Raw genomic sequence first — 25,631 nt, 5'->3', positions numbered from 1 at the left:
CCCCTTGTTGATCAAGATACGTGTTGCAGGAATTCACGCAGACGATCGCTGGGTGGATTCGTAATCAGCGTTTCCGGGTCGCCATCTTCTGCGATGCGGCCTTTATCAATAAAGATCAGACGCGAAGCTACTTTATGGGCAAAGCCCACTTCGTGAGTGACGATCACCATCGTCATGCCTTCTTCGGCCAGATCTTTCATGACGGTCAGCACTTCATGGCGCAGTTCCGGGTCGAGTGCCGATGTCGGCTCATCAAACAGCATCAGTTTCGGTTTAACTGCTAAAGCGCGGGCGATGGCCACACGCTGCTGTTGACCGCCGGAAAGCTCGGAAGGGTAATGATGCGCGCGTTCTGACAGGCCCACTTTCGCCAGCAATTCCAGCGCCAGCTTCTCGGCATCGGCTTTACTCGCGCCGCGTACCCGAATAGGGCCGAACGCGACGTTTTCCAGCGCGGTAAGATGCGGGAACAGGTAAAACTGCTGGAATACCATCCCGGCTTCCTGACGGATTAAACGCTCGTCAACGCGCGGATCGTTCACTTTAAGGCCATCAACAACCAATTCACCGCTGGTAATTTCTTCCAGCTTGTTGATGCAGCGCAGCAGCGTGGATTTACCCGAACCCGAAGGCCCGATGATGACCACAACTTCACCCTGACCGATGGTGAGATCGATATTGTGTAAGACCTGTGTCTTGCCAAAGTGTTTGGATACGTTTTTAAATTCAATCATATAATCTTAAGTCTTCTTTCCAGACGACGCAGAATAAAGCTGAGGATCAGCGTGATGCACAGGTAAATAATGGCAACCGCAGTCCAGATTTCCAGCGCACGGAAGTTGCCCGCGATGATTTCCTGGCCTGAACGCGTGAGTTCAGCCACGCCGATAACAATAAACAGTGACGTATCTTTGATGCTGATAATCCACTGGTTACCCAGCGGCGGCAGCATGCGGCGCAGGGCGAGTGGGGCAATCACATGGCGTAACGTCGCGCTGCGAGACAGCCCAAGCGCCAGACCTGCTTCACGGAAGCCGTTATGAATCGACAATACCGAACCACGGGTGATTTCCGCGATGTAAGCACCAGAGTTAATCATGATGGTGACGACGGCGGCGGCAAAAGGGTCGATTCGTACGGATGTGAAAATCATCGGCAAGGCGAAGTAAATAAACATCACCTGCACAACAATCGGGGTGCCGCGAATAATTTCAATAAAAACGAGCGAAATGCGGCTGGAAAACCAGCCGCCGTAGGCGCGGGCAAAACCCGCGACTACGCCAATCACCAGGCCGCCAAGCAGACCCAGAACAGAAATCAACAACGTCATTTTTGCCCCTTCCATCAGGAGGGGCAGAGAAGGCCAAATGGCGCTCCAATCAAACTGCATGGAATATCTCCAGATTAAATCGGCAATTACTTAGGTTCTACGCCAAACCACTTCTTGTAGATCTCAGCATAAGTGCCGTTTTCACGCAGTGTTTTCAGGGCGCCATTCACTTTTTCACGCAGATCGTTGCTGCCTTTCGGGAACGCGATGCCGTATTGCTGGGCTTTAATGGAATCACCTACCGCTTTAAATTGGCCGTTGCCTGCGGTTTTGATGAAGTAGAGGATATTTGGCGTATCGTGCAGCACGGCGTCAGCACGGTTGGTGCCCAGTTCCATGTAGGCGTTGTCGATGTTCGGGAACTGGCGCAGATCTTTGGTTTTGATATTGGCTTTCGCGTAATCAACGGAACCCGTGCCGCTCTTCACCGCAAGCACTTTACCTGCCAAATCCTGCTCGCCCTTGATGTCGTTGTTGTCTGCTTTGACCATCACCAGCAGGCCGCTGTTGTAATAGCCATCAGAGAAATCGATTGCTTTTTTGCGCTCTTCGGTAATCGTAATGCCTGCGAGTGCCAGATCGATGTTACGTGTTTGCAGTGCAGGAATAATGCCGCCGAAGTCCATTGGCTTCAGGGTGTACTTCAGGTTGAGCTGTTTAGCGATGGCATCCCAGAGGTCGATGTCAAAACCGACGTACTTGTCGCCTTGTTTGAATTCAAAAGGGACGAAAGCGGTGTCTGTAGCGACAATCAGTTCTTTTTCAGCAGCATAGCTAGATACGCTCATCATCAGCGTCAGTGCAGCCAAAGAGGCCTTAAGTAGTGATTTCATCAAACCCTTCCTATTAGCAGTTGTGGGAGCTTTTTGTTTTACAGGCGTTTTAAGCATAGTACATCGTACGAAAGTGAAACCTGAGTCAGTTACCCTGCGCTGTGCTTAACCTGTTGCTTTATTTATTGCCTTGCTAGCGGTGAAATTTTCACCTCCGATTCGCTCAGGCAAGGCGCTGCTATGATTAACTGATTTACAGAAGGGAAACAACCGTTGATTAGCGTTATGGCCAATTAATACGGGCAAAAGCTAATTTTTTGAGCGTCTTAACGGATAAAATGCGTGGTTTGTGCGGGTTATGCCAGAAAAGAGGGCGGCTTGAGTCGGGATACTGGCAGCAAAAAGGCTGCCTAAGCAGCCTTGAACGCGTTCACGGGGTGATAACGCCGACTATTCGATGTTTGATTCAATGAACCACAGGAACTGATCCAGATCGCGTGATGCGGCAGTCAGGATGTCCGCAGAGGCCTCATCTTCCGTTTTACCAATGGCTTTGCGTACGTTGTTGGCAACAATCGCATAGCGTTCGGCCAGTGCTTTCAGATGATCCTGAACGCTATGGATATTGGTTGGGTAGCTTTTCAGTGAGGTTTGTTTACCCACGACTTGCACAGTACCCAGCGCAACGCCGCCTATCTGCACCACGCGCTCAGCTATGGTATCCTGATGGTCAATAATCGAGGTGCGGAAGCCATCCAGCATTTCATGAACGGCGATAAAATTTGCACCGCGCATGTTCCAGTGCGCCTGTTTGGTAATCAATGACAGGTCGATGAAATCAACAACCAGTTGGTTTAACAGCGCGATCGTCGAGGTCTTAACGCTATCATCCAAATCATTACGAGTGTAAAGCAGTTCGGACGGTACTGATTTCACGAGTTTAGCGGTAGGCATAATAGTATCCTCTCTTTAATTATTGATAGTCTTGCTGTTCAATGTGATTAATTATAGCAGTGATAAAAATTAATATTGAAAAGAATCACCTATCAAATGGATAGCTATAGCATAACAATGGTGTGGGTATTTGTAGTCAGGATTTATCTGATACCAATAATGTGGCTGCGGTGATGTAAGTGTAATATTCAATTTCCATTGAAACATCATGTCATATATTGATAAATATCATCATTGGTTAGATAAAAATGATTATTATCCGCTATTGCTTAAATAGAATGACAGCGTCGTTTCCCTCTTAAAATGTATCGTTTTCTTCTTAAAATATAGCGTGTGCGAGTAAAAGGAGTCGTGGTGAATGAGAGTGAATATTATTGGCACCAGTGGAAGTGGCAAATCGACGCTTGCTCGCTGTTTGTCGGAAAAGCTGGCTATACCGTACATTGAAATGGATGCGCTTTTTTGGCTCAAAGACTGGCAAGGACGGGCGGATGCCGATTTTTTTCAACGGCTTGAAAGCGCGCTGGAACCTGACAACTGGGTGCTGGATGGCAACTATAATCGAACCCGTGAGATCAAATGGCGCAATGTTGATGTCGTGATTTGGGTCGATTACAGCTTTACCCGCACGCTTTTTCAGGCGGTACGGCGCGCCTATCTTCGTGCATGGCGCAAAGAGGAGCTCTGGAGCGGCACGGGTAATAAAGAGTCTTTTCTCCGCAGTTTCCTTAGTCGGGATTCAATTATCCTCTGGACAATAAAAACCTATTCAAGAAACCGGAAACGGTATTTGGCGGATTTAGCCGATCCTCGCTATCGCCATATCCGTTTTATTACTTTGCGATCTCCTCGGGAATGTGAAGCTTTTCTGCAACACGTTCCCAAGGAAATACACACTCATTCGGCTTGAGTCGTTACTTTGGCTCCACCTGCAGGTTTTATTGTCAGCGTTGCGCCGATTGATGCGATGATAATAAAGATCAGCGCCATCCACTGAATAAACGATAAATGTTCGCCAAGAAAAAGAATCCCGGAGAGGGCCGCAATAGCGGGTTCCATACTCATCAGCGTGCTGAACGTTCTGGCGGGCAGACGGGTCAATGCCACCATTTCCAGAGAATAAGGAAGCGCGGTGGACAGGATGGCGACGGCAATACCGAGCGGGAGTATAGAGAGCGAAAACAGCGTGCTTTCGGCGTAATACGCACCAATAGGGCAGAAAATCAGCGCGGCAATGCAGGAGCCGATAGCGACGGTTCCCGGCCCATGATTTGCTCCCGCTTTTTGCCCAAACAGGATATAGAGCGCCCAACAGGCACCAGCACCCACGGCGCAAGCCGCACCCGTTAAGTCAACATTGCCGATATTGTGGCCCAGCGGCAATAAGAACCATAGCCCAGCAACGGCCAGAAAAACCCATAGAAAATCAATCGGTCTACGTGAGGCTAACATAGCAACGGCAAGCGGGCCGGTGAATTCCAGTGCGACAGCAATGCCGAGCGGCACCGTTTGTAATGAGAGGTAAAACAGAAAGTTCATCCCACCTAGTGTCATGCCATACACCAGCAGCGGCAGGCGGTTACTGCTAAATCGCATCCGCCACGGCTTGAAGATGATGCACAGAATGATCGTACCAATTCCCAGACGCAGTGCTGTGACGCCAGTGGCTCCAATGAGCGGAAACAGGCTTTTGGCCAGAGCGGCACCACTTTGGATAGAAAGCATCGAGATAATGATGAGCAATACAGGTAAAAATGATGGCGAGCGATGGGAAAATAAGGTCATTCTTTTGGCCTTAAAACAGGTATAACATTCCGTTGCTATTATATCCAATTGTAAACAATTTGTCTGGTATGAATTGACTTTTATTGACCTTTATTTACGCATCATTTAACTGGCGTGTTTTTGCGCAATACCATTAGCATACAAACTGAGCGGGGAATTCGGAATTATCTGTTTTACTGCTGTGTAGTGAATTTATTTTTAATCTAACTGTCACAATAAAAAATTCAATGTAATTAGCGTGATAGGTTGATTTTGACAATATTTGTTACATCTAAAGTCTAATTGATAAATATTTATAGGGCGGCAAGTTCCGAATTTCTTTGTTATATTTACTCCGTTAGTTAGTCTTTCATAAAATGAATTTGAGGCTGTAAATATGAAAAAAATCGCGTGTCTTTCCGCTCTGGCTTGTGTATTAGCCGTTGGCGCAGGTTCTGCATTTGCTGGTCAAAGTACTGTAACTGCAGGCTATGCTCAAGGTGATGCTCAGGGCGTACAAAATAAAGTTAAAGGCTTTAACCTGAAATATCGTTACGAGCAAGATAATAACCCACTGGGCGTTATTAGCTCATTCACCTACCTGGAAAAAAATGGTAGCGATGGCAGCGACTACAATAAAGGCCAATACATGGGCTTTACTGCTGGTCCAGCTTACCGTCTGAATGACTGGGCAAGCCTGTACGGCGTTGTTGGTTTCAGCCATGGTAAAGTAACGAACAACGCTACCAACGGCCAGAACAACAGCAGCAACGACGATTATGGCTTCACCTACGGTGCGGGTGTTCAGTTCAACCCAATGCAGGACGTTGCTCTGGATGTGGGTTACGAACAAAGCCGTATCCGCAGTGTTGATGTTGGTGCCTGGGCTGTTGGCGTAGGTTACCGCTTCTAATCTAACCCCTGCAGGGTTTACTTACCCTCAGCGTTGGTTGTTAGATGTGTCGGAAGAATCCGCTCTTTTCAGGGCGGATTTTTTATGGCGCTAAATCAGCGACGAGTTTCTCCAGTCATTTATCCAGTCACTTTCCCGTCAGTCGATATCCCGTCGTTCTTGTAGCGTTGATCAAATGCATGCGGTATCGGTCTGTCATAAGATTTTATCTTGACGTTAAGATTCTTTATGTGAAGATAATGTTCATCAAGTCGTAGTGGTTTGCTCAAGCTATTGAGGTTATACATGGTAGTGACATCAACAGCCCGCACGCGGGCTTTTCTGTTCTTCACGATTATCCTGTTGGGGCTGAATTTACGTCCTGTTCTGGCGGGGATTGGTCCGCTGCTGAATCAGATTCAGGCTGCAACGGGTCTGGATGACAGCATGGCGGGGATGTTAACCACGCTCCCGGTGTTCGCTATGGGATGGTGTGCGTTATATGGTGGTCAGTTACAGGCACGTCTCGGTGAATATCGGGGGATCACGCTGGGCATCGTGGTGATTGCTTTAGCGTGTAGTGCTCGCTGGTGGCTAAATAGCGGTATTGCGCTGCTGGTTAGTGCCGCACTTGCTGGAATCGGGATTGCCCTGATTCAGGCGCTGGTGCCGTCGTTCATCAAGCTCCATTTTGGTCGCCACAGCAGCCTCCTCATGGGTTTTTATACCACGGCGATTATGACCGGCGCGGCGTTTGCGGCTTCATCGGTTTCTCCGCTGGCAAATGCGTGGGGCTGGCAAAGTGCGCTGGCCTGCTGGGGAATTGTGGCGCTGGTGGCTGCGGTGGCCTGGCGGTGTATCCCTAAAGCGTATACCGCGAAACAGGATGCGGCGGCCGTCGTAGCAACGCGCCGAAGCGGAATGGACTGGCTGCTGATGGTGTTCTTCGGTATTGGTACGGGCGCGTATACGCTGGTGCTGGCATGGTTGCCGCCGTATTACATTCAACTGGGGTTAGATGCGACGCAAAGCGGCCTGATGTTGGGCGGATTAACACTGACAGAAGTGATTTCTGGCCTGTTGGTGTCCACGTTTATCAACCGTTTTCCCGATCGACGTAAACTGCTGCTTCCTATCCTGAGCGTGATGCTGGTGGGGATGATTGGGTTGATTGTGGCTCCACTGACGTTCACGTATCCCATCATTATCATGCTGGGCGTTGGTATTGGTGCGCTGTTCCCGCTATCGCTCATCGTGGCGTTGGATCAGGTGACCGAATCACATAAGACCGGTTCACTGATGGGCTTTGTGCAGGGCGGCGGTTACATCCTAGCGAGCCTGATGCCTTTGCTGGCTGGTTTTATACGCCAGCATACGGCGGGTCTGGAGCAGGCCTGGATGATTATGGCCGTCGGTGTGGTCGTGTTGATTATCATGGCGACCCGTTTTACTCCGGTGAAGAGCCCGAATCGCTAGCCGTTTGTGGTGTTATAAGCGAGCGGAAACCCGCTCGCTATCATTAATTTGTCGGTGGACGATAGCGCCATAGCCAGCGCCCGCTCATCAGGCGACGGTAATAGAAGAACCCGCGAACAATCCAGTCAAAGAACATCCCCATCCACACACCGATCACGCCAAAACCGAGCATCACGCCGAGGATATATCCCGCGATGACCCGACATCCCCACATCCCCGCCATTGCCACCCACATGGTATAACTGGCGTCTTTCGCGCCTTTAAGACCTGCGGGGAGTACCCAAGATGCTGCCCAGATGGGCATAAATAGTGCGTTGAGCCACAGGAGATGTTTTGCCACTTCAATCACTTCCGGCTCATTGGTGTAAAACGACGCCAAAAAGCTGGCACTCGGCACCGACAGGACGGCAAGTACGCATAGACCGATATTGGACAGCCAGAAGATATGCTTCAACTGGCGGGTGGACTGCATGATCTGGCCTTTCCCCAGTCGTGTGCCAACGATAATCGTGGCTGCAGCACCGAGTGAATTACCGGGAAGGTTGATCAGCGTTGAGATGGAGAAAGCAATAAAGTTTCCGGCAATGACCTCGGTCCCCATATCTGCCACAAAACGCTGTGTGATGAGTTTGCCGATGTTAAACATCACGGATTCAATGCTGGCGGGAATACCGATACTGAGCACTTCATAGAGGATCGACAGGGTAAAAGGCGCAAAGTAAGACTTGAAGGGAATACGCAGCGCACCGTTAAAACCGTGCATCAGCGTCAGAATCACGAATACTGCGCCGATATAGCGCGAAATGGTAATACCAATGCCCGCGCCAACAAAACCAAGGCCATCCCAGGAAAATGCACCGTAAATCAGCAGGCTACTGATGGCAATATTGAGGATGTTCATCCCAATGTTGATGACCATAGGCAACTTGGTATTGCCCGCGCCCCGTAACGCGCCACAGCCTACCAGCGCGATGGCGACAGCCGGATATCCCCACACCGTCCAGCGAAGGAACGTGAGGGCAAGGGCTTTAACCTGTACGTCGGCTTGTCCTGCGATCAGATCGATAATCGCTGAGCCGGCGAATTCAACCAGCGCGACCAACAGAAACGATGACAGAACCAGTAGTGACATTGACTGACGAGCGGCCGATCGTGCCTGCTTTCTGTTGCGCTGTCCCAGGCTGAACGCGACAACAACGGCGGTCCCTAATGCTACGGCGGTAAAGAACGCGATGATGACCATATTGAAGCTATCAGCCAGACCGACGGCTGCCATAGCCTCTTTCCCTAGCCAACTGACCAGGAAGGTGCTGAAAACTCCCATCAACACGACGCAAAGGCCTTCAATAAAGATCGGGAAGGCTAGCGGTGAGATTTCTCTCCAGAAGAGAACGCGGTTGGAGTAACGCTTTTTATACCAGTCTGTGTCTTTTAATTTTTTCATGAAACGATCTTGGCGGTATCTCAAGTTTCCCAGTCGGCACGGTAAACGGAGCCACAAGGTGGCTCGTAAATAGCATTATTTTTGCACGGCACTTATGCATACAGTGACTTATCCATACCGTTGCTGACCCATTTTGTGCGATCGCGGAGGCATGGTTGTTTTTAAAATAGCGTTTCTGTTTACAGAGTATCAGCCGCTAAATCGATGTCCAGTCTGGATTGCTTTCCCCGTGTGGAAAGTTGTTGCGTGTGTCCATTATTTAATTTAGATTTTACTTAATTAGATTTTTCTAAACTAAAGGTGAGACGCGGACAATCGGCGATATCACCTTCCTTGCCGACGGAATGCCGTGTTTAACGAGTGCATTATGACGAGTTTCAACGGCTCAAAAGAGGATCACGATCATGCCAACACCCGTTTCTATCTCACCCGCCCAGGCTCGCAAATTGTTAGATGAAGGGGCGGTACTCATTGATATTCGCCAGCCAGAAGAATACGCCCGCGAGCACATCGCACAGGCAAAATTGCACCCACTGAATTCCTCTGTCGGGTATGTTCTTCCTGCTGCTGAGAGGGAAGGAAAGGTTGTGATTTTCCATTGTTTGTCTGGCATGCGCTCGGAACAGAATGCTGACTTGCTGGCGCAGGCGGTTTCACCCGCAACGGTATTGCTTCTGGAAGGGGGAATGGCCGCATGGAAAAAGGCAGGATTTCCGACGGAAGTGAATCGTAAACAGCCGATTGAACTCATGCGGCAGGTTCAAATCGCCGCTGGCGTACTGATTCTGGGTGGTATATTACTGGGCTACAGCGTAAACAGCGCTTTCTTCCTGCTCTCCGGTTTTGTTGGGGCAGGGTTGCTGTTTGCTGGTGTGACGGGTTTTTGTGGCATGGCAAGGCTGTTGATGAAAATGCCGTGGAACCGTACCGCCAAACGCTGATGTGCCGGGATGGCTTGCCGGTAAGCGGAGTGTTAACCGATAACGTTAAAGAATAGGGGCAGTAATATGGACATGAAAAACATTCCGTTTGGTACGACTGACTGGTCGCAAATAGAACCCACCGAACATCGGGGGGAAACGGGGATTGCCTACTGGCGAACACAGCGTTTTGATAATATTCGGGTTCGTATTGTTGAGTACACGCCAGGCTATCTGGCCGATCACTGGTGCTCAAAAGGGCATATTCTGCTGTGCCTCGAAGGTGAACTTCATACGGAATTAGATGATGGTCGTGTTTTTGTCCTTAAACCGGGAATGAGCTATCAGGTTGCGGATAACGCGGAAGCCCACCGTTCCTACACCGAGACCGGCGCTAAGCTGTTCGTTGTCGATTGATGCCAGGGGGCTAACTCGAAATGACGGAGAGAGTAGCCCTTGATTTAGTTAATCTCACTATGATCTGATTCCATAACAATTTGCCGTCTACAACAAAGGCCACCATCTGGCTCAAATCATTTTTCTGTGTTGGTTTTATGCAGAGAGTCACTGTTATGGCTTTATCGGTATTAACTGTGTCTGTTTTTTGACATTACTCTGGTTCTTAATAGATCTACTTAATACCTATTTAAGGCGGGGAAAAATGTCTAAAAATTTTTTGCTGGTACACGGAGCATGGCAGGGCGCATGGGTCTGGAACAAAATACAACCGAAGCTAACCGCTGAGGGTCATACAGTAAAAGCCATTGATCTTCCAGGAAGTGGTGACGATCAGACACCAGTGGCTACGGTGTCGCTCGATGTCTATGCCCGTAAGATTATTGATGCTGCCAGCTTACTGTCCGCTCAGGGTAAAGTGACTCTGGTTGGCCACAGCATGGGGGGCGCGGCTATCACGCTCGCTGCGTCGCTTGCACCAGAGCTGTTTGAAAAACTCATCTATGTCTGCGCCATCCTCCCGCAAAACGGCGAGTCTGTAGCTATTCTGGGCGAACAAAGCCAGAAGCTGGGGACGGAAGGGCCCGTTGCGCAGCCTCTCCTTGATAAAGGTGTTTTGGCTCTGGTTCCTGAAAAAATTGCGCCTACGTTCCTCAATGATTACACAGAAAGCGATGTTGATACCCTTCTTGCACAATTTAAACCGCAACCCATCCAGCCTCTGATGGAAACCGTCACATTGACGGAAGGATTCCTCAATTTGCCAAAGGCTTACATTGTTTGCACGAAAGACCTGGCTATCTCTCCCAAACTTCAGCAGCAAATGGCTGAAAAAGCGAATGTCGGCACCATTTACACCCTTGATGCAGGGCATGAACCTTTCTTCTCTCAGGTTGAAAAGTTGAGTGAATTCCTGCTGAAAGCGTAACGGGGAAAGGTAAATATTTACCCTGTTAAATTCGACTATCGACGGCAAGTCGCTCGTTTTTGAAACCTGTTGTGGATATCGTCTAATAACACTACAGTTGATCTGGTTAATTGTGTATTGAACATTATCTATACAGGAGAGCATGAACGTGTCTATCAGAGTTGAACTTGCAGAACCGATGGAAGTGCTGAGTCTTCGGGTTGTTGGCCCCTATTACGAGAAAATACCGCAGGGATTTGATGAGATACTCTCGTGGGCAAGGGAACACCATCTTTCCATCGATAAATCTCTGGCATTTTACTGGGATGACCCTGACAACGTTGAAGCGGATAAATTACGGGCCGATGTGGCGATTACGTGCAAAGAGATGCCGCCAACATTGCCAGAAGGTTCGGGAATTCGTAGGGAAATCATTCCCGGTGGGCTTTATGCCGTGACACATACCATCGTTGAGAATGGTGACTTTGCGAAAGCATGGGATGATTTTTATAAAGCTATCCATGCCGAAGGGTACCGACCTGCTGGCGAGATATGCTATGAAAGCTATTTGTGCGATGGAAGCAACGGTAACTGGGAAATTGAAATATGGCAGTCTGTTGAAGCGGCGAATGCGCCGTGAGAGTGATGTGACGCTGATTTTCCTGATAATTGCTGCTGGGTTTTATGATTCTCCATTTATGGCGGTAAATTCTTGTGTATAGAAGCTCGCAGAATCTGGAGCGTATAATTTTTCATACGGTACCCGCCGGATCGTTCAACCGATCGTTTTGCTTAACCGATCAGTGTTAGCCATCAGTGCGGGTTTTTATTCACGCGATGGCACTTCTTTTTCTCTTGGTTAAAACCACAGCTAACTATCAGCAACATAACGCTGTATCATTTGTGCTCTACTTATGGATGGATGTAACACTGGAGTGTGTATGAAATCGGTTTTATCGTTTGTTGTTGCTATTTTATTTTCTTTTTCCGCTTATGCTTTGGCTGCAGACCAAGGGTTGTCTGATTTAATTTGGTCAAAAACATCAAACAAAGAAGCGATCCAATTAATCAACAAGAATCCTGAGTTAATCAATTCAAGGACTGGCGCTGGGTTCACTCCGTTGCATTTAGCGGGGATGATTGGCAACAAAGAGATTGCCTCTTTTCTTCTGAAAAAAGGAGCGGATGTTAACGCTATTGATAGTGACGGATACAGCCCCTTGGTGAGAACTATAGCTAACGGCAATCAGGATATAGCGGACATCCTAATAAAAAATGGCGGTAAGGAGATAAGACCGTAACGTCGCAAATAAACATCACTTAAGGCTGCGCTAGATATCTGCATCTTCAAGCGTTGGCACCGGATCGATATGAATTGCTGGCGCGTCAGTTTCGCCGACGCGTACAGCGACATAAAATCCCGAGTCTTCTATCACTGCGTATGTTCCAACAGGGCAGTCGGTCAACATGTCGTGGTCGTCTAAAACACAGATTGTCGTTCCGTTATAGTTAATAGTTTCCATTTTTCATCCCTGATTTTATGACGGGTGATTCCCCCTGTGAAATCCTTTCGCGCCAGTACTGGTCTGAACGTTGTTTTGTATGTATATACAAACAGTACGTTTTCTGCAAAATCCGCATCATATACATCAATAGCTTACGCGCCGTTTTACCACCAGCCTGCTTTGATTTCTGCGTGCGGTACCGTGACCCAATCCAGATGATTTTGAGTATAAATTTTCGTGGATTTGGCATCGCTATGCGCCAGGCGTGCCTGCGGATCTATTCCCTGTTGTTCAAACATAAATGCGGCCAGTGCACGTATCTCGTGAAATGTTGGGCGCTCTGCTGGTGGATATTCAGACGCAACTCCAACAGTGTTACGCAGTTCAGAAAAGGCACGACTCAAATAGTTTGGGCTAGCCTGCGTCGTGTGATTAATTTCCTGACTGATTGGGTTGCTATTTTTCTCTGGTAATCGGTGTACGACATACGGACTGGCGATTCTGTTTCGGCTGTCATCAATGATGCGCTTAATCTCGCTCCCAATCGGTATAGCAATGTGTGAGGCTTCCTTTTTATGAATTTTTTGTCGATGGATGTAGAGCATTCCATATATGCCGTTTTCTGGCACCTGGTGCCATAGGCAGCCACAAACACCTTCTTTGGGTTCCTTTATTGAGTATTTAATGCGGGAAACTTCCAGCCGTGCCTGTGTTGTTTGTAAGGCCAGATCCATGGCCGTTCGTAACCAGTCCGGTGCAGAAGCCCTGATACGCTGAAAATCCTCAAATGAGAGGCGTCGGCGTTTTTTACCATCAACACGGCGCATTTTCTTACGAGATGCTGGGTTATCGAACATTAACGATTCATCGACAGTGTAGCTGAACAGTTTTTTGAGAAAGCTGACCTTCCGGTTTTGAACGTTCGCTGATGCCTCTGCGTGGTAATGCTGGATGTATGTGACTGGGTTCGTGAGCGCGTTCAGTTATGAGCATATTGTCGAGCTGGAAAATAGCAGGCTTGGCGCTGGTATTGCGATCGGCTGGTACATTCAGGGGCTACTCTGGGATGCTGCCGAGTTAGGCCGTCAGCAGTCTGACGATATCAGCACGGTGCAGCAGGCGATCATTGCAGGTCAGTCTCTGGAATTTCAACGTTTCAACGAAATTGCCCGTCAAGCCAACCAGTACGGCATAAATATTAAAGTGAATTCAAATGAAAAGCAGCTTGTTTACAGGACAATTATTAAACGTAACCCAGTTAGTCGCCAGTGCGCACCTGATGATGTTGCTGAACGGTTGTTCGACTATATGCGGACAATCTACGTGCCAGCACAATGCGTTTCGCTACCGGCGGAGTTGACGCAGCCAGTGTTAGTACCGCTGCCACCGAATGCAGACTGACGTATGGGCAGGCCGTTTATTGGATTGATTCGCTCTTGACGGTGATTGACAAAGCAAACAGACAACTTGCGGGGATACGAGAAACAGAGTTAAGCCGAGGTACACAATAAATATTTACCATACTTAAGGAAAGTAAATGAAAAGATTATTAGTTATCGCACTCTCGTTTGTATCAGTGCTGGCATTTGCTGACACTTACCCCCCATATAAGCAATTTCCGGAGATTACAACAGGTTTTGCTAAACGTGTTGTTGAGTACAACCCTGGAAACGGAGCGTCGGGTGTTGGCGCTGTGACTGATAAAATATTAGGATCACCGGATGACCCCAACACTTCCACGACACCATATAATTTCTTGTCTCTTGGGCAGGGGGGCAATGTCATTATTGAAATGGATACACCACTAAAGTCGGATGGTACGCATTACAACGAGCTGTATGTATTTGAAAGTCGTACATATGAAAAGTTCGATGTATATGTTTCTTCAGATTTGGATAGCTGGACGAAATTGAAAATTTCCACCTCGGCAACGAGCAATAAAGGCTCTTGGGTTGGATTTAACCTAGATGGTCAGGTCGAAGATGGACAGTTGTACCCTTACGTGAAAGTCGTGGATACAGGTAAAATGGGTAGCACGATTCCTGGTACATTTGGCGCAGATATTGATGCTTTAGTATCAACGGCGATCTCCCCGTCTGATGCTAGCTATAAATACTATGACACTGATTCGTTGAACGGAAAGGTATTCAATCTTTATCAGAATACGACTACTGGGGCAATTGGAATTAAATTGATCAGAAATGACAGCGCAGTTAGCTATATTCCATTCTCGTTTGACAACTCACTGGAGCCTGTTGCTATATCTGTGCAAAGTGACTTCAACGGCGATGGTGAAATAGATATGAACGTTCTGGCAACTAACACCGCTGAAAATGTTCAAGTAAATATCATTAAACAGCAGGATGGCACTGCGATTAAAACTATCAATAACTCAGCCATCAAATAAGGCATTACAGCAGGCATTCACTGAGTGCCTGTGATAATGACAAACCTCAAGTGGTTTTTCGCTATAAAACCACTAAATTAACTCCTGAGTATTAAAGAACCAGAGGTTTTATGACAAAATAAGAGCTATTTTTATGGGGTGTTCAGACAGTGGTGTTGAGCAACTACACTAATATGGTTCGACAAGATCCAAGCGGTAAGCGGTCCCACATTTACAGCGCCACTGGTGTTTATAGCGTGGTTCAGGATGCAATTTATGCGAGCGAAAGGATTCCAGAAAGCATGACTGCTGAGGTAGCCATCCATGATTTCTGTTTTTTATTCTTGAAAACTTGAGAGATGGAACTGAGTGCCCCGACTGGTTCACTCGCTATTAAATAAATACCCAAACCGCCTCCGTGCGGTTTTTTATTGCCAGCGTTTACCATTTTCTAATGATAAACACTGTAAGTTATCTTCACTTGATTAGGTAAAGTACCTCTAAGGCAATACGGAAAATCAGGGCTATGTGAATCAGTTTTGCCCCATCAGTTAAGGATAAGGTAAGGAGTATTGCGAAAATTATTGCAAGGGTAACGATTACTGTCATGCACATACCTCGTAAGAAACCTTAACGGGATTGCTAAGGCATGCGTCCTTTACAGTTTTAGAAATGAGGCTCTTAAGGAGTGGCAGTGACATGACAAAACCGGATTGGAAGTCGATCAAACGCGATTATGCAGCCAGCCAACTTTCGATACGGGCCATCGCGGAACTACATGGGGTAAGCGACACCGCTATTAGGAAAGCCGCAAAAAAGAAGGCTGGATGAAGTCTGAAAAAGTTCGCAAAACAGGTTCGCAGAAATCTACGAGTGCGAACCAAAACGCGAACCTGCGAACCAAACAAAAAAAGTCAATTCCTCAAATTGAAAATCAAATTGATTCGAATTGCCCGTCAATTGAAAACGCGGACAACGACTGGACGCTAAACCCTGATGAATACGGCTTACGTTGCCCCATTCTTTCGGTTCCTTCCGTCAGTGGTTTTACCATCATTTTACCATCGGCAAATTTAAGGTATAAAAAAACCAACCGTAAGAGGTTGGTTTTTCTGGGGAAAACTTGGTCGCACGAGAGCATTAAAGTAATGAATTTAAATTTATGAAATATATCATTTATTTTTCATATTGATATTTGGCGTATGCCTATAGCTATGCCTAAAAGTCAAAGTCATCCCATCAACAGAAAACATTGCCTCAAACTTCGAACCTTCAGACGATAAAGTATTACATCGGGTCTACGCTGTTCAAGTGACAGGAAAACTGAAAAGAGTGGTGAATAGCTAGTCATTCAGCCTGGTTCAACTATCCTTTTTTAAGGAAAGGACAATTGATAGAGGATGATCATATGAAAAATTTGTCGGACAAAGACATTAAAGAAATCAAAGAATGGCTAAATATCGATACTTATCGTCAGTTTGAAAACATATCTCTTGGGCGGCTTTATCACGAGCTAGTGATGCGGTCACTGTTTTTTAGATCTGACCATGGGGATGTTGAAATCAGGCTGGCAGAAATTTATACCAAAAGTCTTTTTAGTGGAGAGCCCTTCCTCATTACGGATAGCTATATGGAGCTCCTTGCAATAGACAATATGCTTTTCCCATCCCCACACTTCTCTATAACAACGACCGGAAGACTGGCTGAACTTTGTATACACGGTATGAATGATTCGTTGTTTTCCTGGGATGCAAAAAGTGATGAATATCGTGTGACAAAAGAATTCGTAAATACGCCCATCGCTAAGACATTACCTGTATTTTTTAAAAACAGCATAATGATTGAGATAGATTTCGCCAGTGGCACTGACGAAGAAATCATAGGATCTCTGAGAGAGATGCTCCCACAGTGGCGTAAAATATGGGGCATTGAAGAAGATTTATCAAATACTGTTCGCTTTGGCTACGGAACGATCAAGAAAATTATCAATTACAGGCTGATCCCGATGATCGACATACTGATATGGGCAAAGCATCATGATATCCGTGTGTCAGATGATCATCTTTCATCACTGCTCTATGACCATGCGGATAAAGAAGGGAGAATCAGAGCGAATAACCAAATAAAAGATACCGATAGACCACTGGCGTTAAAAGCGGTCTGCAAGCCATTCATCATTCAGTTTCTTCATTTTCTTAACAAGAACAACCATTTGAAAGAAATGCGGGTTTCGGATGTTATAACGCTCGCAGACAAGGACTAAAAACACGCGAATTCTGGATGTGCTGAAATTCGCTTGTTTCCCTGAACTTTTCATATAGTCTCTTCTAAAAAGCGAGGAGAGACTATGAATACCCAGAATCGCCTTATTCGTTTCCCAGAAGTAATGAGAAAAACCGGCTTTGGAAAAGCCTGGATCTATCGCCTTATTAGTGAAGAGCGTTTCCCCCAACCTGTGAAAATTGGTATCCGTGCTGTCGCATTTGTTGAAAATGAAATTGATGAATGGATATTGACCGCGATTGAAAAAAGAAATGTATTTTAAAAGTGTAAAGAATTTCAATCAATAAAGGCTATATATTTTACAGAATATTTGACAGATTTTAATGAGGGCTTTTGTTTAAAGGTTTTGCGGGGCATTATTAAGTCTCAGGTGTACTTAAATGTAATATTTTCCCAAAGGAACTGACTTATCGGTTCACAGCCAGCAAAGACTAAACAGTGTTGCCAGGCAGCTCAACGAGAGGCCAAGAAAAACGCTAGACTATGAATCACCCGCAGAGCGTTTTAACCAATGTGTTGCATCCATCAGTTGAACTCACAGCCAGAAGCGGATGTTGCAAACACTTAACTGTATTGGATATTTGAGAGCATTCCATTGGGGGCTCTATCTTACAAAAAAACAGAAGACCTAATTCAATTAGTTAATAACGCTGAGTTAATCTGGTTCCATGTTAACTATAAAATAAACCAGTTAAGATAAACTGGTTTATTTAAATTGCATTTATTATTGCAAAGGTTTTTTATAGATTAAAGATGTAAGGCACCATTACCAAATACATGCATGGCCATAGAGGCTTTAGGGCTAATGAATTTTTTTTCTACAGCTTCGTTAGCTTTAAAATTCGCCTCGGAAACATTTAGGTTGCTCTTTAATCCTGATATAAATTCTGGTAGCCATATAGAAGGGATAGATATATGCAAACTCCAGCTCGGCGATATTACGGCATCATAACCAGATTCAATTAACCTTGTTATTAATGTGTTATTGCTATTGGTGTAGGTATTTTTAACCATACTGCCGGAATGACAAATAAATAATATAGCAACACGCCCAGTGCCAAATAATTTATCAAGGTTGAATGTTTTATCCTCTCCAGGATAAACCCCATAAAACCCTACGGTGTTATTTTTTCCACCATGTGATATAAATATATTTATATCAGAATTTGCTGTCGGAGTGTCCGAGATATCACAGCGTACTTCATTTTTGTTTATAACTCGTTCTACTCCTGAGTAAGCCATAGCAATAGCAAAATCATTTTGATTTATTGGTGCCCATAGGTAGAAATCATCACTTATATTTTTAGATATGTAGTTATCAATAGAAAATGGTGCTGATAATATATGCTTTTCACCAAGTATCTCATCATTTACTTTTATAATATTAAAAGGCATTCCCATCATTTTGACATCAGGGAAAATAACAACTTTTTCTTTAAAATTAATATCTTTTATTGCCAGGTTAGGAAGTGATTCAATTATTTGATTTTTTTCAACCTTCCACACATCCTCATTTGGAAGAAAAATATCATTTGAAGGATTATCATTAAACCCCATTTTCTTAATGTTTTCATCAATCCATTCATCAAAGTCATTTAAATTAGCAGGTTTCACATAGCCAATATACTCTAAATCCTTACCATTTAAAATGAGAGAGTATAATTTATTGTCATTAAACCCAATCCAAAAATAAGAGGTGTCATCTTCAAGTTGTGATATCATAGAATTGTAATATTCATCTAAATTCAATCTATTTGATTTGTAATTATTAGGCTCTATTTTTATCATCCCATTAATAGGCTCTATAAGTTCGCCCTTGAATAATATTGATGCATCAGATTTTAATTTATGTGCTAGTAAAAACCCTTCAATATCTTTACTTTTAATCGACTCATCTATTAGATTATTTGCTAATGGCATTAGAGAATTAACCTCATATACATAGTCATCTTTATTTCTTGTTTTGGATAAATTATCCATGCCTTTAATTAGACTGTTTTTTAAATTACCACTAATACCTAATAGTGATTCTTTTAATTGTGTAACTAACTTTCTATCTAGAGAGTCTTCAAATTTTAAAATGGCATTATGAAAGTACTTTTTTTCATCATTATCAGGGAAGATTTTCATTAGGTTATGGAGTAACACAAACCATGGAATAATAGCTCCATTATGAAACCCAAGAATATCATTCATTTTTTTGTCAAGATAATTTTTTATATCAACTATTACTTCTTCATCTTCTTCAAGTATTTTTAGACTAAAATAAGCAAGTTGACATTTTTGACTTTCATATTCTTCTATATTTAGAGTGTTTATAACATCAGTATAATACTTCCTTGCTACAGAGTATAGACCTGACTCCCTAAGTAAGATAAATAGTTCTATAAGTGTTTTATTCTTCAATTCATGATTAATTGTCGTTTTATCAAATGAAATAATAAATAACGACAGGCTTAATAGGGCGTCCAATATATTTTTTTGTGATGTATACATAATAAATTTCACATAAAACCCATAATATAACTCCTTTTTGTCAAAAGAACAAAATAGAGCATCTTCTGAAATATCTCTTGCTAACTGAGGGTAGCCGTCTATGCTTAATCTGGAAAGAATAGATCCCAATTGAATATAAAACTCATGCTGCAAATTATACTTATAAGAATAATGATGTGATATAATTAAAGACATCATTCTCATATTAAGATCTTCTTTAATCTCCCCTTCTACGAAAGGAGTCGTAATACTTATATCCAAAAGAGCTTTATTGGTGTTATAAAACCCTATCTCGGCTGGTATTTTGACTGAATTAAGATTATCACTATATATTCTAATCTCCCTATTAGGGAATGCTAGATAGCACTTCTCAAGATATTTTATATATGCATCACCATCAACTTCCTCTCTTTTACTTCGGGGAGAGAAATAACCATCTATATCTATTATTTTATTAATGTTATTTAGAGAAAAGAGGGCCAAAATTGGAATGGAAAGCGATTCATGCTTATGCAATTCATGAGATAAATCAGCAACAAGATGCCGGGTTTCCTCTAATTCACAGCATTTTAACCCTTGAAGCAAGGATAGCATCTCATCCATTATCAAATCGTCCACATCTTCATGCAGTGATTTTTTTCTAATAATAAGTTCCTTTAGGTGTTCAATATTCATATTCATTTCCTTGTTTAAAGTATATTAAAAATATTTTGATTGATTTAACTATAACGTTTAGATTTTTTTATGAGAAATCTATCTCATGCGACCAACTTTTTATTAAGTTAAAAAGGAATTTACTGTGAAACTTTAGCTGATAGAAATGGTAATTAAATAGTCAATAAAAATTAATATTCATGTAACTGTTTTCATTTAAACGAAAGTAGGGTTTTATGAGATTACATAGTTCGTACATGGGTTTCATTAACCAAGTTCCTATCCAATAATTCGTTGTAGGACTTACAGAAATCCTGTAAAGAAATGTCCGCCACTCGCTCAATGAGTTGATTGTGTTTTATTTGCGAAAACGGTCAGTTCATGTCTGAACTAATGCATTCTAAGTTTCGTAGTCGTTTCAATGAAATTATGTGCTGATGCTCTATCTTCACCTACTGTCGGATAACATCGGTTCCAATAGAATTATCTTCGTCGGTTATACCAGTCGCAGAACTTCCCAAAGATGAGCATCAGGATAATTGCGACAGTCAGATGGTAAACCTTCTCACTCCATGGTGCATAACCAACGAATACAATATAGCAGATCCAGAAAAAACAAAGTGTCAGCAGTAAAAATCCTAACTGATAGGATAAAAACAATAAAACTTTCTTGGTGATTTTAAGCATGAGATTTAATCTTTTCTCCTACTTTATCAATCAATGCATTAAACATATTATCGCCATATATTCTTTTCACTTTCAGTGATTCCATGATCGGCTCCACCATTGGTTCGATTAAAAAGAATAAAAAATCAAGATCGTCTTTTCTTAGTGCGTAATAAACCTCTGGATTCTCAGCGTTCAGGCTTCTTGAGCGATATATCGATCTCTCTGCCATTCCTCCACCTAACAATATGTAATATGAAAACACAGAGGGTATGCTCGCCAGATTTCCAATGCGGGTTGCTAACTGCAATACTACCTGAGATACAATGACACTTCCGGTCATTGCACCGGTAGCACCGTGATAAATATTCCGTTTCTGCGACTCAGATGTGTGTTTGTTGAAGCTATCAAAGATCCTCTTTACAGTTTCATAGATCTTATCGCGTGAAAGAATTCCTCTGTGTATCGCACGGATCATTCTTTCCATTTCTCGTGACCGTGCATATCGGGTATCCGTATCAAGAAATGAATAGGTGAGATAGCCAAAGTTTTTGCTAACTTCGCCTATCCCTGACCCTATGCCTCTGTAAAATTCACCGGTTGTAAACAGAAGAACTATTTCATCAGCCAGTTCATCCAAGTCTGCTTCAGTCATTGTTATTCCATCCGTGAATTACATGATTGCGTCACAAGACTCATTGTAATGGAATCGGCTAGTGACCAGAACACATTCTTATTACATTAATAGGTTGGTAAGTATTTTATTGGAAAGATATTTGTTTAAGGCAGTTGTAGGCGGACATATTAGCTGGACAAAGACTTAAAAAACTTGCCGTTTAGAAACTGAGAATGCAAAGCAATGAACCGAGGTGATAATACAATTTAGCCATCCTTGGCCGTAAAATCTATCCTTTCTGTGCAAACTCAAACGGGCTAACTTAGCCAGCGACAGAAACGATGCTCGTTTTACCATATGAAGCTGACTCAACATGCTCTCCCCACCACGCCATCATATCTCTTCGTTGTTCCAAATACTGAGAGCGATTGTAGGCTCTCTTGACTTCATTAGTATCGATATGCGCTAACGCTGCTTCGATCACATCAGGGGGAAATCCTTTTTCATGGAGTATGGTCGAAGCAATGGCTCTCATACCATGAGCTACAAGCATATCTTTGAAGCCCATACGTTTGAGTGCCATGTTCGCGGTCTGGCTGTTCATTGGCTCAAGCGGGTTACGATATCCGGGGAAAACATAATCCCTGTGCTTACTGATGGGCTTCATGACTTCCAGAATCCCCAGTGCTTGCTCTGAGAGTGGGATAATGTGCTCACGTTTCATCTTCATGCGACCGGCAGGAATACGCCATTCTTTTGCGTCAAAATCGATTTCATCCCAACGCGATTCGGCGGCTTCGGCTGGTCGAGTCATAGTGAGTAATTGCCATTCGATAAGACAACGGGTTTGTCTCCCAATGCTGGCAAATGACAGTGTTTTCATCAGAAGTGGTAATTGCTCTGGCAAGAGGGCAGGGCGATGCTTCACCTTCGGTTTATGAAAAGTACGTCCGATTCGGGCGGCTGGATTTACTGAGACCAGACCAGAGTTGAGGGCATAATCCATGACTTCATTGATACGCTGACTCAGACGTTTAACAGTTTCAAGTCTGCCTGCGGCATGAGTGGGTTCTAACGCTCCAATAAATCGTTGAGCCGTGATATTAGCAATAGGCATAGAGCCAATGTGTGGGAACACATACTTGCTCATGGAGCGCCAGATATCGTTCAACGTATGTGTTGCCAAACCTGCTGATTCTTTGGTTTTAAACCATTCGGCAGCAACTTTTTCAAATGTGTTCTCTGTAGCATTTTTTTGCCGTGATTGCTCTGCTTGCTTATGCTCCTGCGGGTCAACGTCTTTGCCAAGAAGAAGGCGTGCATCTTCACGGAGCTTACGCGCTTCGGCAAGAGATACCGAAGGGTAAGCGCCAAGGCTAATCATTGCACGTTTGCGAGTGAAGGGTTTGTAGTAGCGAAAACGCCAGAGTTTTGAACCGCTCGGAGTGACCTGTAATTCTAAACCGTCTCCATCATAGAGGATGACGGCACGGTCAGTGGCCTTGGCGCTTTTGACCTCAGTATTGTTCAGGGGCTTTGTCTGACGTGCCATATCGCTCTCCAATCAAATCCGCAAAGCTGTTTAGGCATAGGGTTTAGGCTACATGTTGCGTCGTATGCCTAAATCTATGCCTAAAAAGTGTGGATTTCAATGTATCAATATGGAATTCAGTAGACAAAAGAAAAACAGCAGGTCTATGCAACCTACTGTTTAATCTGTTCTTTATAGTCTTGTCTGGACTTCAGTAGACAAAACGTTGGGGGAAATTTGGTCGGCACGAGAGGATTTGAACCTCCGACCCCCGACACCCCATGACGGTGCGCTACCAGGCTGCGCTACGTGCCGATGCTATGGGCATTTATACTACCTTTTCCTGACCTTATTGCAATAGTCTGATGGAACGACTGCTTTAGATTTAGGCAGTTAGTTGGCAATAAAGCGTCTTTCGTTCGTTAGTACCTGCAAGAGCAGGGCAAGCTGCGGTTTTTCATCATTCAGCCGATTTCCTGCCATGTCGTAAGCACGGTAGTTGCCGTTGCTTTCCAATATAATGAGCTGATCCGGCGTTGTGATGAGCAGCGTGCCGCCGTTGCCGTTAATCAACCACGGGTAGCGTCGCTGGGCAGAGAACAGGTCTTCCCCCTGAGAATAATCATCCGTGCTGTTTTTAACGTGGAGCAGGCGCTGCATTAGCGTGGTCATGACGTCTTTGTTGTCCGTCATTTTGGTAATGGTCTGTGCAGGCGTGTTCGGCCAGTGAACAATGAGCGGCGTTTGCCACTGGGTACGGGCAAAACGTGCCGCGTTGCTGGCATTAGCATTCTGGTTTTGTGCAGTTGTTACGATGACGACTGTGTTATTCAGAATGTTTTTTTCCTGCAGGGTATTAATGATTTGCCCAATCTGGCGGTCAACGTCCTGAATATTCATGCGGCCGTTAGGCTCAGCACCTTTGCCATCTGTGGTTTTTGGTGCGCTGCTCAGTTCAACGTAAGAGAACCAAGGTGCCGGGTTATTATCGCGGCTGAGCCATTCCTGCCATTGCGTAATAATGGCATCACCGCTTTGCTGCTGTGGCGCAGGTAAGGAGAAATCAGAAAGCAGCGCCTGACGATAAAGTGGGCTGTTGAAGCCGTTCGCCGAAAATAGCCCAAACTGATAGCCCTGTTGGCTTAACGCGGTGATCAAGGCAGAAGGTTTACGTGCGCTCAGAATACCATCCATATAGGTCGTCGAGAGGCCGTAAAACAGGTTAAACAAGGCCGCGTCTGGCTGAGATCCTGAATCATAATGATCGCTAAAGCGCACGTTTTCTGCGGCGAAACGCGATAGGTTCGGCATCCGATTTTGTATGGCGTCGGGCTGCGTATCGTCGATCATCACCATCAGCAGGTTGTAGCCGCTGCCGCTATCGCGGAAGGTGATGTTACTGAGCGGATATTCCACCGTCATGGCTTCAGGATTACCCTGCTGCGTCAGGCGACGCTGATATTCCTGTGCATCCAGCAGGCCATGTTTTTCCAGAAAACGACGTGCCGTCATCGGATAAGACAGCGGCAGGTTGGCGCGCTGCATGGTAATCGGACGATAGAAATTCGCATCGGCCCAGATGTACATCAGATGCGATGCGAAGAACGCCGAGATGAAAACGCCCGCCAGCGGTTTGCCAAAGTGGCGGCGGTTCAGGCTGCGGAGTTTTTGCCAACTCCACGTGCCGAACAGCATTTCCGCCATGAAAATCAAAGGGATGCCGATAAACATCCACTGCCAATCGCGGGCAATCTCCCCCTGTCCGGGGTTGACGACAAGTTCCCAAACGGTGCTGTTGAGGTGCAGGTGAAAGCGTGTAAAGACTTCAACATCCACTAACAGTATCGTCAGCCCAGCCGTTGCCAGCGCCGCAGACAGGAACCGTAGCAGGCGCTGCGACATCACAATAAACGTGAGCGGGAAGATGACCAGCAGATAGGCGGCAAAGACGATAAAGCTAAAATGACCAAGCCAGCTAACCAGCGCGTAAAGTCGACCGAACAGGGAGGTCGGCCAATCGGCAACAAACAGGTAGCGGCTACCCAGCCCCAAAGTGAGCAAAATGTTGAATAAGGCGAACCAGTGTCCCCAACTGATCATCTGGGAGACTTTTTCGCGGTAGCGCTGACGGTTGGTTACCATACGTTGGTCAAAACTTAGTGAGCTTTATCGGCTTTTTTAATCGAAGCCTGTAGGGCTTCAGCGAAAGAACGCGCCAGAACCTGACGTTGTGCAGGCGCGATGCTGGTGTTAATCAGGTTCGTCACCATGTTACCGAGCACCATCAAAGCAAGATCGGTTGGGGCGTGGTGCTTTTCCAGAACATTGACCATCTCAGAAAGCAGTTGTTCAACGTGTTCGTCACTATAACGGGATGATTGTGGCATAAAATGGCGTATCTCAAGCAGGTAAAGTCGCTTATCTTACCGTATAGGCTTATGCTTTTCTGCACTTTTATCATTAACGTACTTTTATTACTGACGCACTTTTATTAATAACTGACGTACTTTTATCAATAAGTAGTGTAGACGCTTAGCGCGCGTACAGATGTAAAGGGCTCGCTTTAATGTGTTGCGGG

At 45.0% G+C, this 25,631-nt stretch carries 25 protein-coding genes, 1 tRNA gene and 2 pseudogenes; 14 read left to right on the top strand and 14 right to left on the bottom strand.

The window, feature by feature from the left end:
- Positions 1-11: 11 nt before the first annotated feature.
- From glnQ to dps, 4 genes are all read right to left on the bottom strand, one after another.
- Positions 12-734: a glutamine ABC transporter ATP-binding protein GlnQ gene (glnQ, locus tag BUB06_RS18280; protein ID WP_014914973.1), complete on the bottom strand. Its 723-nt coding sequence runs from the start codon at positions 732-734 to the stop codon at positions 12-14.
- On the bottom strand, positions 731-1,390 hold the full coding sequence (glnP, locus tag BUB06_RS18275; protein WP_010294864.1) for a glutamine ABC transporter permease GlnP: 660 nt from the start codon (positions 1,388-1,390) through the stop codon (positions 731-733). The genes glnQ and glnP overlap by 4 nt, the downstream gene beginning before the upstream one ends.
- A 26-nt stretch (positions 1,391-1,416) precedes the next feature.
- Positions 1,417-2,163, bottom strand: coding sequence for a glutamine ABC transporter substrate-binding protein GlnH (gene glnH, locus BUB06_RS18270; protein ID WP_039357536.1), 747 nt, complete (start codon positions 2,161-2,163; stop codon positions 1,417-1,419).
- Positions 2,164-2,553: 390 nt separating this feature from the next.
- Positions 2,554-3,057, bottom strand: coding sequence for a DNA starvation/stationary phase protection protein Dps (dps, locus tag BUB06_RS18265; RefSeq protein WP_039475567.1), 504 nt, complete (start codon positions 3,055-3,057; stop codon positions 2,554-2,556).
- Positions 3,058-3,415: 358 nt separating this feature from the next.
- On the opposite strand from dps, the gene BUB06_RS18260 reads away from it, so the two are divergent.
- Entirely contained in the window at positions 3,416-3,967 is a 552-nt protein-coding gene (locus BUB06_RS18260; protein WP_039475570.1) for a P-loop NTPase family protein, read from the top strand.
- On the opposite strand, the gene rhtA is transcribed toward BUB06_RS18260, so the two are convergent.
- Positions 3,955-4,842 (bottom strand): threonine/homoserine exporter RhtA, encoded by an 888-nt coding sequence (gene rhtA, locus BUB06_RS18255; protein ID WP_039475572.1) that lies wholly within the window; start codon positions 4,840-4,842, stop codon positions 3,955-3,957. The genes BUB06_RS18260 and rhtA overlap by 13 nt on opposite strands.
- A 376-nt stretch (positions 4,843-5,218) precedes the next feature.
- Here rhtA and ompX point away from each other — a divergent pair, with 376 nt between their 5' ends.
- Together ompX and BUB06_RS18245 are read left to right on the top strand one after the other, a co-directional pair.
- Positions 5,219-5,734, top strand: a complete 516-nt coding sequence (gene ompX / locus BUB06_RS18250; RefSeq protein WP_010294853.1) for an outer membrane protein OmpX — start codon at positions 5,219-5,221, stop codon at positions 5,732-5,734.
- A 285-nt stretch (positions 5,735-6,019) separates the two neighbouring features.
- Positions 6,020-7,189: an MFS transporter gene (locus BUB06_RS18245; RefSeq protein WP_039475574.1), complete on the top strand. Its 1,170-nt coding sequence runs from the start codon at positions 6,020-6,022 to the stop codon at positions 7,187-7,189.
- A gap of 43 nt (positions 7,190-7,232) precedes the next feature.
- On the opposite strand, the gene BUB06_RS18240 is transcribed toward BUB06_RS18245, so the two are convergent.
- A complete protein-coding gene (locus BUB06_RS18240; protein ID WP_010294847.1) occupies positions 7,233-8,633 on the bottom strand; it encodes an EmmdR/YeeO family multidrug/toxin efflux MATE transporter in 1,401 nt (466 codons plus the stop codon).
- A 404-nt stretch (positions 8,634-9,037) separates the two neighbouring features.
- Between BUB06_RS18240 and BUB06_RS18235 the strand changes: the two genes are divergently transcribed.
- The 5 genes from BUB06_RS18235 to BUB06_RS18215 all read left to right on the top strand — a co-directional run bounded on the left by BUB06_RS18235 (position 9,038) and on the right by BUB06_RS18215 (position 12,217).
- Positions 9,038-9,574 (top strand): rhodanese family protein, encoded by a 537-nt coding sequence (locus BUB06_RS18235; RefSeq protein WP_039475577.1) that lies wholly within the window; start codon positions 9,038-9,040, stop codon positions 9,572-9,574.
- 66 nt (positions 9,575-9,640) lie between these two features.
- Positions 9,641-9,970 carry a DHCW motif cupin fold protein gene (locus BUB06_RS18230; RefSeq protein WP_010294841.1) on the top strand — a complete coding sequence of 110 codons (330 nt, stop codon included), beginning with the start codon at positions 9,641-9,643 and terminating at the stop codon, positions 9,968-9,970.
- A gap of 244 nt (positions 9,971-10,214) precedes the next feature.
- A complete protein-coding gene (locus tag BUB06_RS18225) occupies positions 10,215-10,937 on the top strand; it encodes an alpha/beta fold hydrolase (RefSeq protein ID WP_039475578.1) in 723 nt (240 codons plus the stop codon).
- Between the two features lie 142 nt (positions 10,938-11,079).
- The gene (locus BUB06_RS18220; RefSeq protein ID WP_072013043.1) at positions 11,080-11,556 is read left to right on the top strand and encodes a GyrI-like domain-containing protein; all 477 of its coding nucleotides are present in this window, start codon (positions 11,080-11,082) and stop codon (positions 11,554-11,556) included.
- Between the two features lie 301 nt (positions 11,557-11,857).
- The gene (locus tag BUB06_RS18215) at positions 11,858-12,217 is read left to right on the top strand and encodes an ankyrin repeat domain-containing protein (RefSeq protein ID WP_039475580.1); all 360 of its coding nucleotides are present in this window, start codon (positions 11,858-11,860) and stop codon (positions 12,215-12,217) included.
- 30 nt (positions 12,218-12,247) lie between these two features.
- On the opposite strand, the gene BUB06_RS18210 is transcribed toward BUB06_RS18215, so the two are convergent.
- Both BUB06_RS18210 and BUB06_RS18205 read right to left on the bottom strand, forming a co-directional pair.
- The gene (locus tag BUB06_RS18210) at positions 12,248-12,439 is read right to left on the bottom strand and encodes a hypothetical protein (protein WP_039475581.1); all 192 of its coding nucleotides are present in this window, start codon (positions 12,437-12,439) and stop codon (positions 12,248-12,250) included.
- 146 nt (positions 12,440-12,585) lie between these two features.
- Positions 12,586-13,377 (bottom strand): annotated as a pseudogene (locus BUB06_RS18205) (tyrosine-type recombinase/integrase); the annotation flags it as partial.
- A 1-nt stretch (position 13,378) separates the two neighbouring features.
- Here BUB06_RS18205 and BUB06_RS18200 point away from each other — a divergent pair.
- The 6 genes and pseudogenes from BUB06_RS18200 to BUB06_RS22000 form a co-directional block, all read left to right on the top strand.
- Positions 13,379-13,822, top strand: coding sequence for a hypothetical protein (locus BUB06_RS18200; RefSeq protein ID WP_153266400.1), 444 nt, complete (start codon positions 13,379-13,381; stop codon positions 13,820-13,822).
- Positions 13,823-13,958: 136 nt separating this feature from the next.
- Positions 13,959-14,828 carry a hypothetical protein gene (locus BUB06_RS18195; RefSeq protein ID WP_039475583.1) on the top strand — a complete coding sequence of 290 codons (870 nt, stop codon included), beginning with the start codon at positions 13,959-13,961 and terminating at the stop codon, positions 14,826-14,828.
- 806 nt (positions 14,829-15,634) lie between these two features.
- On the top strand, positions 15,635-15,973 hold the full coding sequence (locus BUB06_RS22165; protein WP_039475585.1) for a hypothetical protein: 339 nt from the start codon (positions 15,635-15,637) through the stop codon (positions 15,971-15,973).
- 242 nt (positions 15,974-16,215) lie between these two features.
- Positions 16,216-17,070 carry a DUF6387 family protein gene (locus tag BUB06_RS18185; RefSeq protein ID WP_039475588.1) on the top strand — a complete coding sequence of 285 codons (855 nt, stop codon included), beginning with the start codon at positions 16,216-16,218 and terminating at the stop codon, positions 17,068-17,070.
- Between the two features lie 84 nt (positions 17,071-17,154).
- Positions 17,155-17,352, top strand: coding sequence for a helix-turn-helix transcriptional regulator (locus BUB06_RS18180; RefSeq protein ID WP_039475590.1), 198 nt, complete (start codon positions 17,155-17,157; stop codon positions 17,350-17,352).
- Positions 17,353-17,476: 124 nt separating this feature from the next.
- A pseudogene (locus BUB06_RS22000) lies at positions 17,477-17,623 on the top strand (IS30 family transposase); the annotation flags it as partial.
- A 214-nt stretch (positions 17,624-17,837) separates the two neighbouring features.
- On the opposite strand, the gene BUB06_RS18170 reads toward BUB06_RS22000, so the two are convergent.
- The 6 genes from BUB06_RS18170 to BUB06_RS18140 all read right to left on the bottom strand — a co-directional run bounded on the left by BUB06_RS18170 (position 17,838) and on the right by BUB06_RS18140 (position 25,440).
- A complete protein-coding gene (locus tag BUB06_RS18170; RefSeq protein ID WP_039475593.1) occupies positions 17,838-20,261 on the bottom strand; it encodes a hypothetical protein in 2,424 nt (807 codons plus the stop codon).
- Between the two features lie 658 nt (positions 20,262-20,919).
- Positions 20,920-21,561 (bottom strand): hypothetical protein, encoded by a 642-nt coding sequence (locus tag BUB06_RS18160; RefSeq protein ID WP_039475599.1) that lies wholly within the window; start codon positions 21,559-21,561, stop codon positions 20,920-20,922.
- 283 nt (positions 21,562-21,844) lie between these two features.
- Complete coding sequence (locus BUB06_RS18155) at positions 21,845-23,074, bottom strand: integrase domain-containing protein (RefSeq protein WP_039475601.1); 1,230 nt, start codon at positions 23,072-23,074, stop codon at positions 21,845-21,847.
- 217 nt (positions 23,075-23,291) lie between these two features.
- Positions 23,292-23,368, bottom strand: a tRNA-Pro gene (locus BUB06_RS18150).
- Positions 23,369-23,446: 78 nt separating this feature from the next.
- Positions 23,447-25,195, bottom strand: coding sequence for an LPS biosynthesis-modulating metalloenzyme YejM (yejM, locus tag BUB06_RS18145; RefSeq protein WP_039475604.1), 1,749 nt, complete (start codon positions 25,193-25,195; stop codon positions 23,447-23,449).
- A 14-nt stretch (positions 25,196-25,209) separates the two neighbouring features.
- On the bottom strand, positions 25,210-25,440 hold the full coding sequence (locus BUB06_RS18140; protein WP_005967239.1) for a YejL family protein: 231 nt from the start codon (positions 25,438-25,440) through the stop codon (positions 25,210-25,212).
- Positions 25,441-25,631 lie beyond the last annotated feature (191 nt).

It is taken from the genome of Pectobacterium carotovorum (assembly GCF_900129615.1).
GTDB lineage: Bacteria > Pseudomonadota > Gammaproteobacteria > Enterobacterales > Enterobacteriaceae > Pectobacterium > Pectobacterium carotovorum.
This window is presented reverse-complemented; position numbering and strand designations above follow the sequence as displayed.

Excerpts from the sequence above, each read along its gene's own strand:
- glnQ (WP_014914973.1), bottom strand. The coding sequence starts at position 734 with ATGATTGAATTTAAAAACGTATCCAAACACTTTGGCAAGACACAGGTC.
- glnP (WP_010294864.1), bottom strand. The coding sequence starts at position 1,390 with ATGCAGTTTGATTGGAGCGCCATTTGGCCTTCTCTGCCCCTCCTGATG.
- glnH (WP_039357536.1), bottom strand. The coding sequence starts at position 2,163 with ATGAAATCACTACTTAAGGCCTCTTTGGCTGCACTGACGCTGATGATG.
- dps (WP_039475567.1), bottom strand. The coding sequence starts at position 3,057 with ATGCCTACCGCTAAACTCGTGAAATCAGTACCGTCCGAACTGCTTTAC.
- BUB06_RS18260 (WP_039475570.1), top strand. The coding sequence starts at position 3,416 with ATGAGAGTGAATATTATTGGCACCAGTGGAAGTGGCAAATCGACGCTT.
- rhtA (WP_039475572.1), bottom strand. The coding sequence starts at position 4,842 with ATGACCTTATTTTCCCATCGCTCGCCATCATTTTTACCTGTATTGCTC.
- ompX (WP_010294853.1), top strand. The coding sequence starts at position 5,219 with ATGAAAAAAATCGCGTGTCTTTCCGCTCTGGCTTGTGTATTAGCCGTT.
- BUB06_RS18245 (WP_039475574.1), top strand. The coding sequence starts at position 6,020 with ATGGTAGTGACATCAACAGCCCGCACGCGGGCTTTTCTGTTCTTCACG.
- BUB06_RS18240 (WP_010294847.1), bottom strand. The coding sequence starts at position 8,633 with ATGAAAAAATTAAAAGACACAGACTGGTATAAAAAGCGTTACTCCAAC.
- BUB06_RS18235 (WP_039475577.1), top strand. The coding sequence starts at position 9,038 with ATGCCAACACCCGTTTCTATCTCACCCGCCCAGGCTCGCAAATTGTTA.
- BUB06_RS18230 (WP_010294841.1), top strand. The coding sequence starts at position 9,641 with ATGGACATGAAAAACATTCCGTTTGGTACGACTGACTGGTCGCAAATA.
- BUB06_RS18225 (WP_039475578.1), top strand. The coding sequence starts at position 10,215 with ATGTCTAAAAATTTTTTGCTGGTACACGGAGCATGGCAGGGCGCATGG.
- BUB06_RS18220 (WP_072013043.1), top strand. The coding sequence starts at position 11,080 with ATGAACGTGTCTATCAGAGTTGAACTTGCAGAACCGATGGAAGTGCTG.
- BUB06_RS18215 (WP_039475580.1), top strand. The coding sequence starts at position 11,858 with ATGAAATCGGTTTTATCGTTTGTTGTTGCTATTTTATTTTCTTTTTCC.
- BUB06_RS18210 (WP_039475581.1), bottom strand. The coding sequence starts at position 12,439 with ATGGAAACTATTAACTATAACGGAACGACAATCTGTGTTTTAGACGAC.
- BUB06_RS18195 (WP_039475583.1), top strand. The coding sequence starts at position 13,959 with ATGAAAAGATTATTAGTTATCGCACTCTCGTTTGTATCAGTGCTGGCA.
- BUB06_RS22165 (WP_039475585.1), top strand. The coding sequence starts at position 15,635 with ATGAAGTCTGAAAAAGTTCGCAAAACAGGTTCGCAGAAATCTACGAGT.
- BUB06_RS18185 (WP_039475588.1), top strand. The coding sequence starts at position 16,216 with ATGAAAAATTTGTCGGACAAAGACATTAAAGAAATCAAAGAATGGCTA.
- BUB06_RS18180 (WP_039475590.1), top strand. The coding sequence starts at position 17,155 with ATGAATACCCAGAATCGCCTTATTCGTTTCCCAGAAGTAATGAGAAAA.
- BUB06_RS18170 (WP_039475593.1), bottom strand. The coding sequence starts at position 20,261 with ATGAATATTGAACACCTAAAGGAACTTATTATTAGAAAAAAATCACTG.
- BUB06_RS18160 (WP_039475599.1), bottom strand. The coding sequence starts at position 21,561 with ATGACTGAAGCAGACTTGGATGAACTGGCTGATGAAATAGTTCTTCTG.
- BUB06_RS18155 (WP_039475601.1), bottom strand. The coding sequence starts at position 23,074 with ATGGCACGTCAGACAAAGCCCCTGAACAATACTGAGGTCAAAAGCGCC.
- yejM (WP_039475604.1), bottom strand. The coding sequence starts at position 25,195 with ATGGTAACCAACCGTCAGCGCTACCGCGAAAAAGTCTCCCAGATGATC.
- BUB06_RS18140 (WP_005967239.1), bottom strand. The coding sequence starts at position 25,440 with ATGCCACAATCATCCCGTTATAGTGACGAACACGTTGAACAACTGCTT.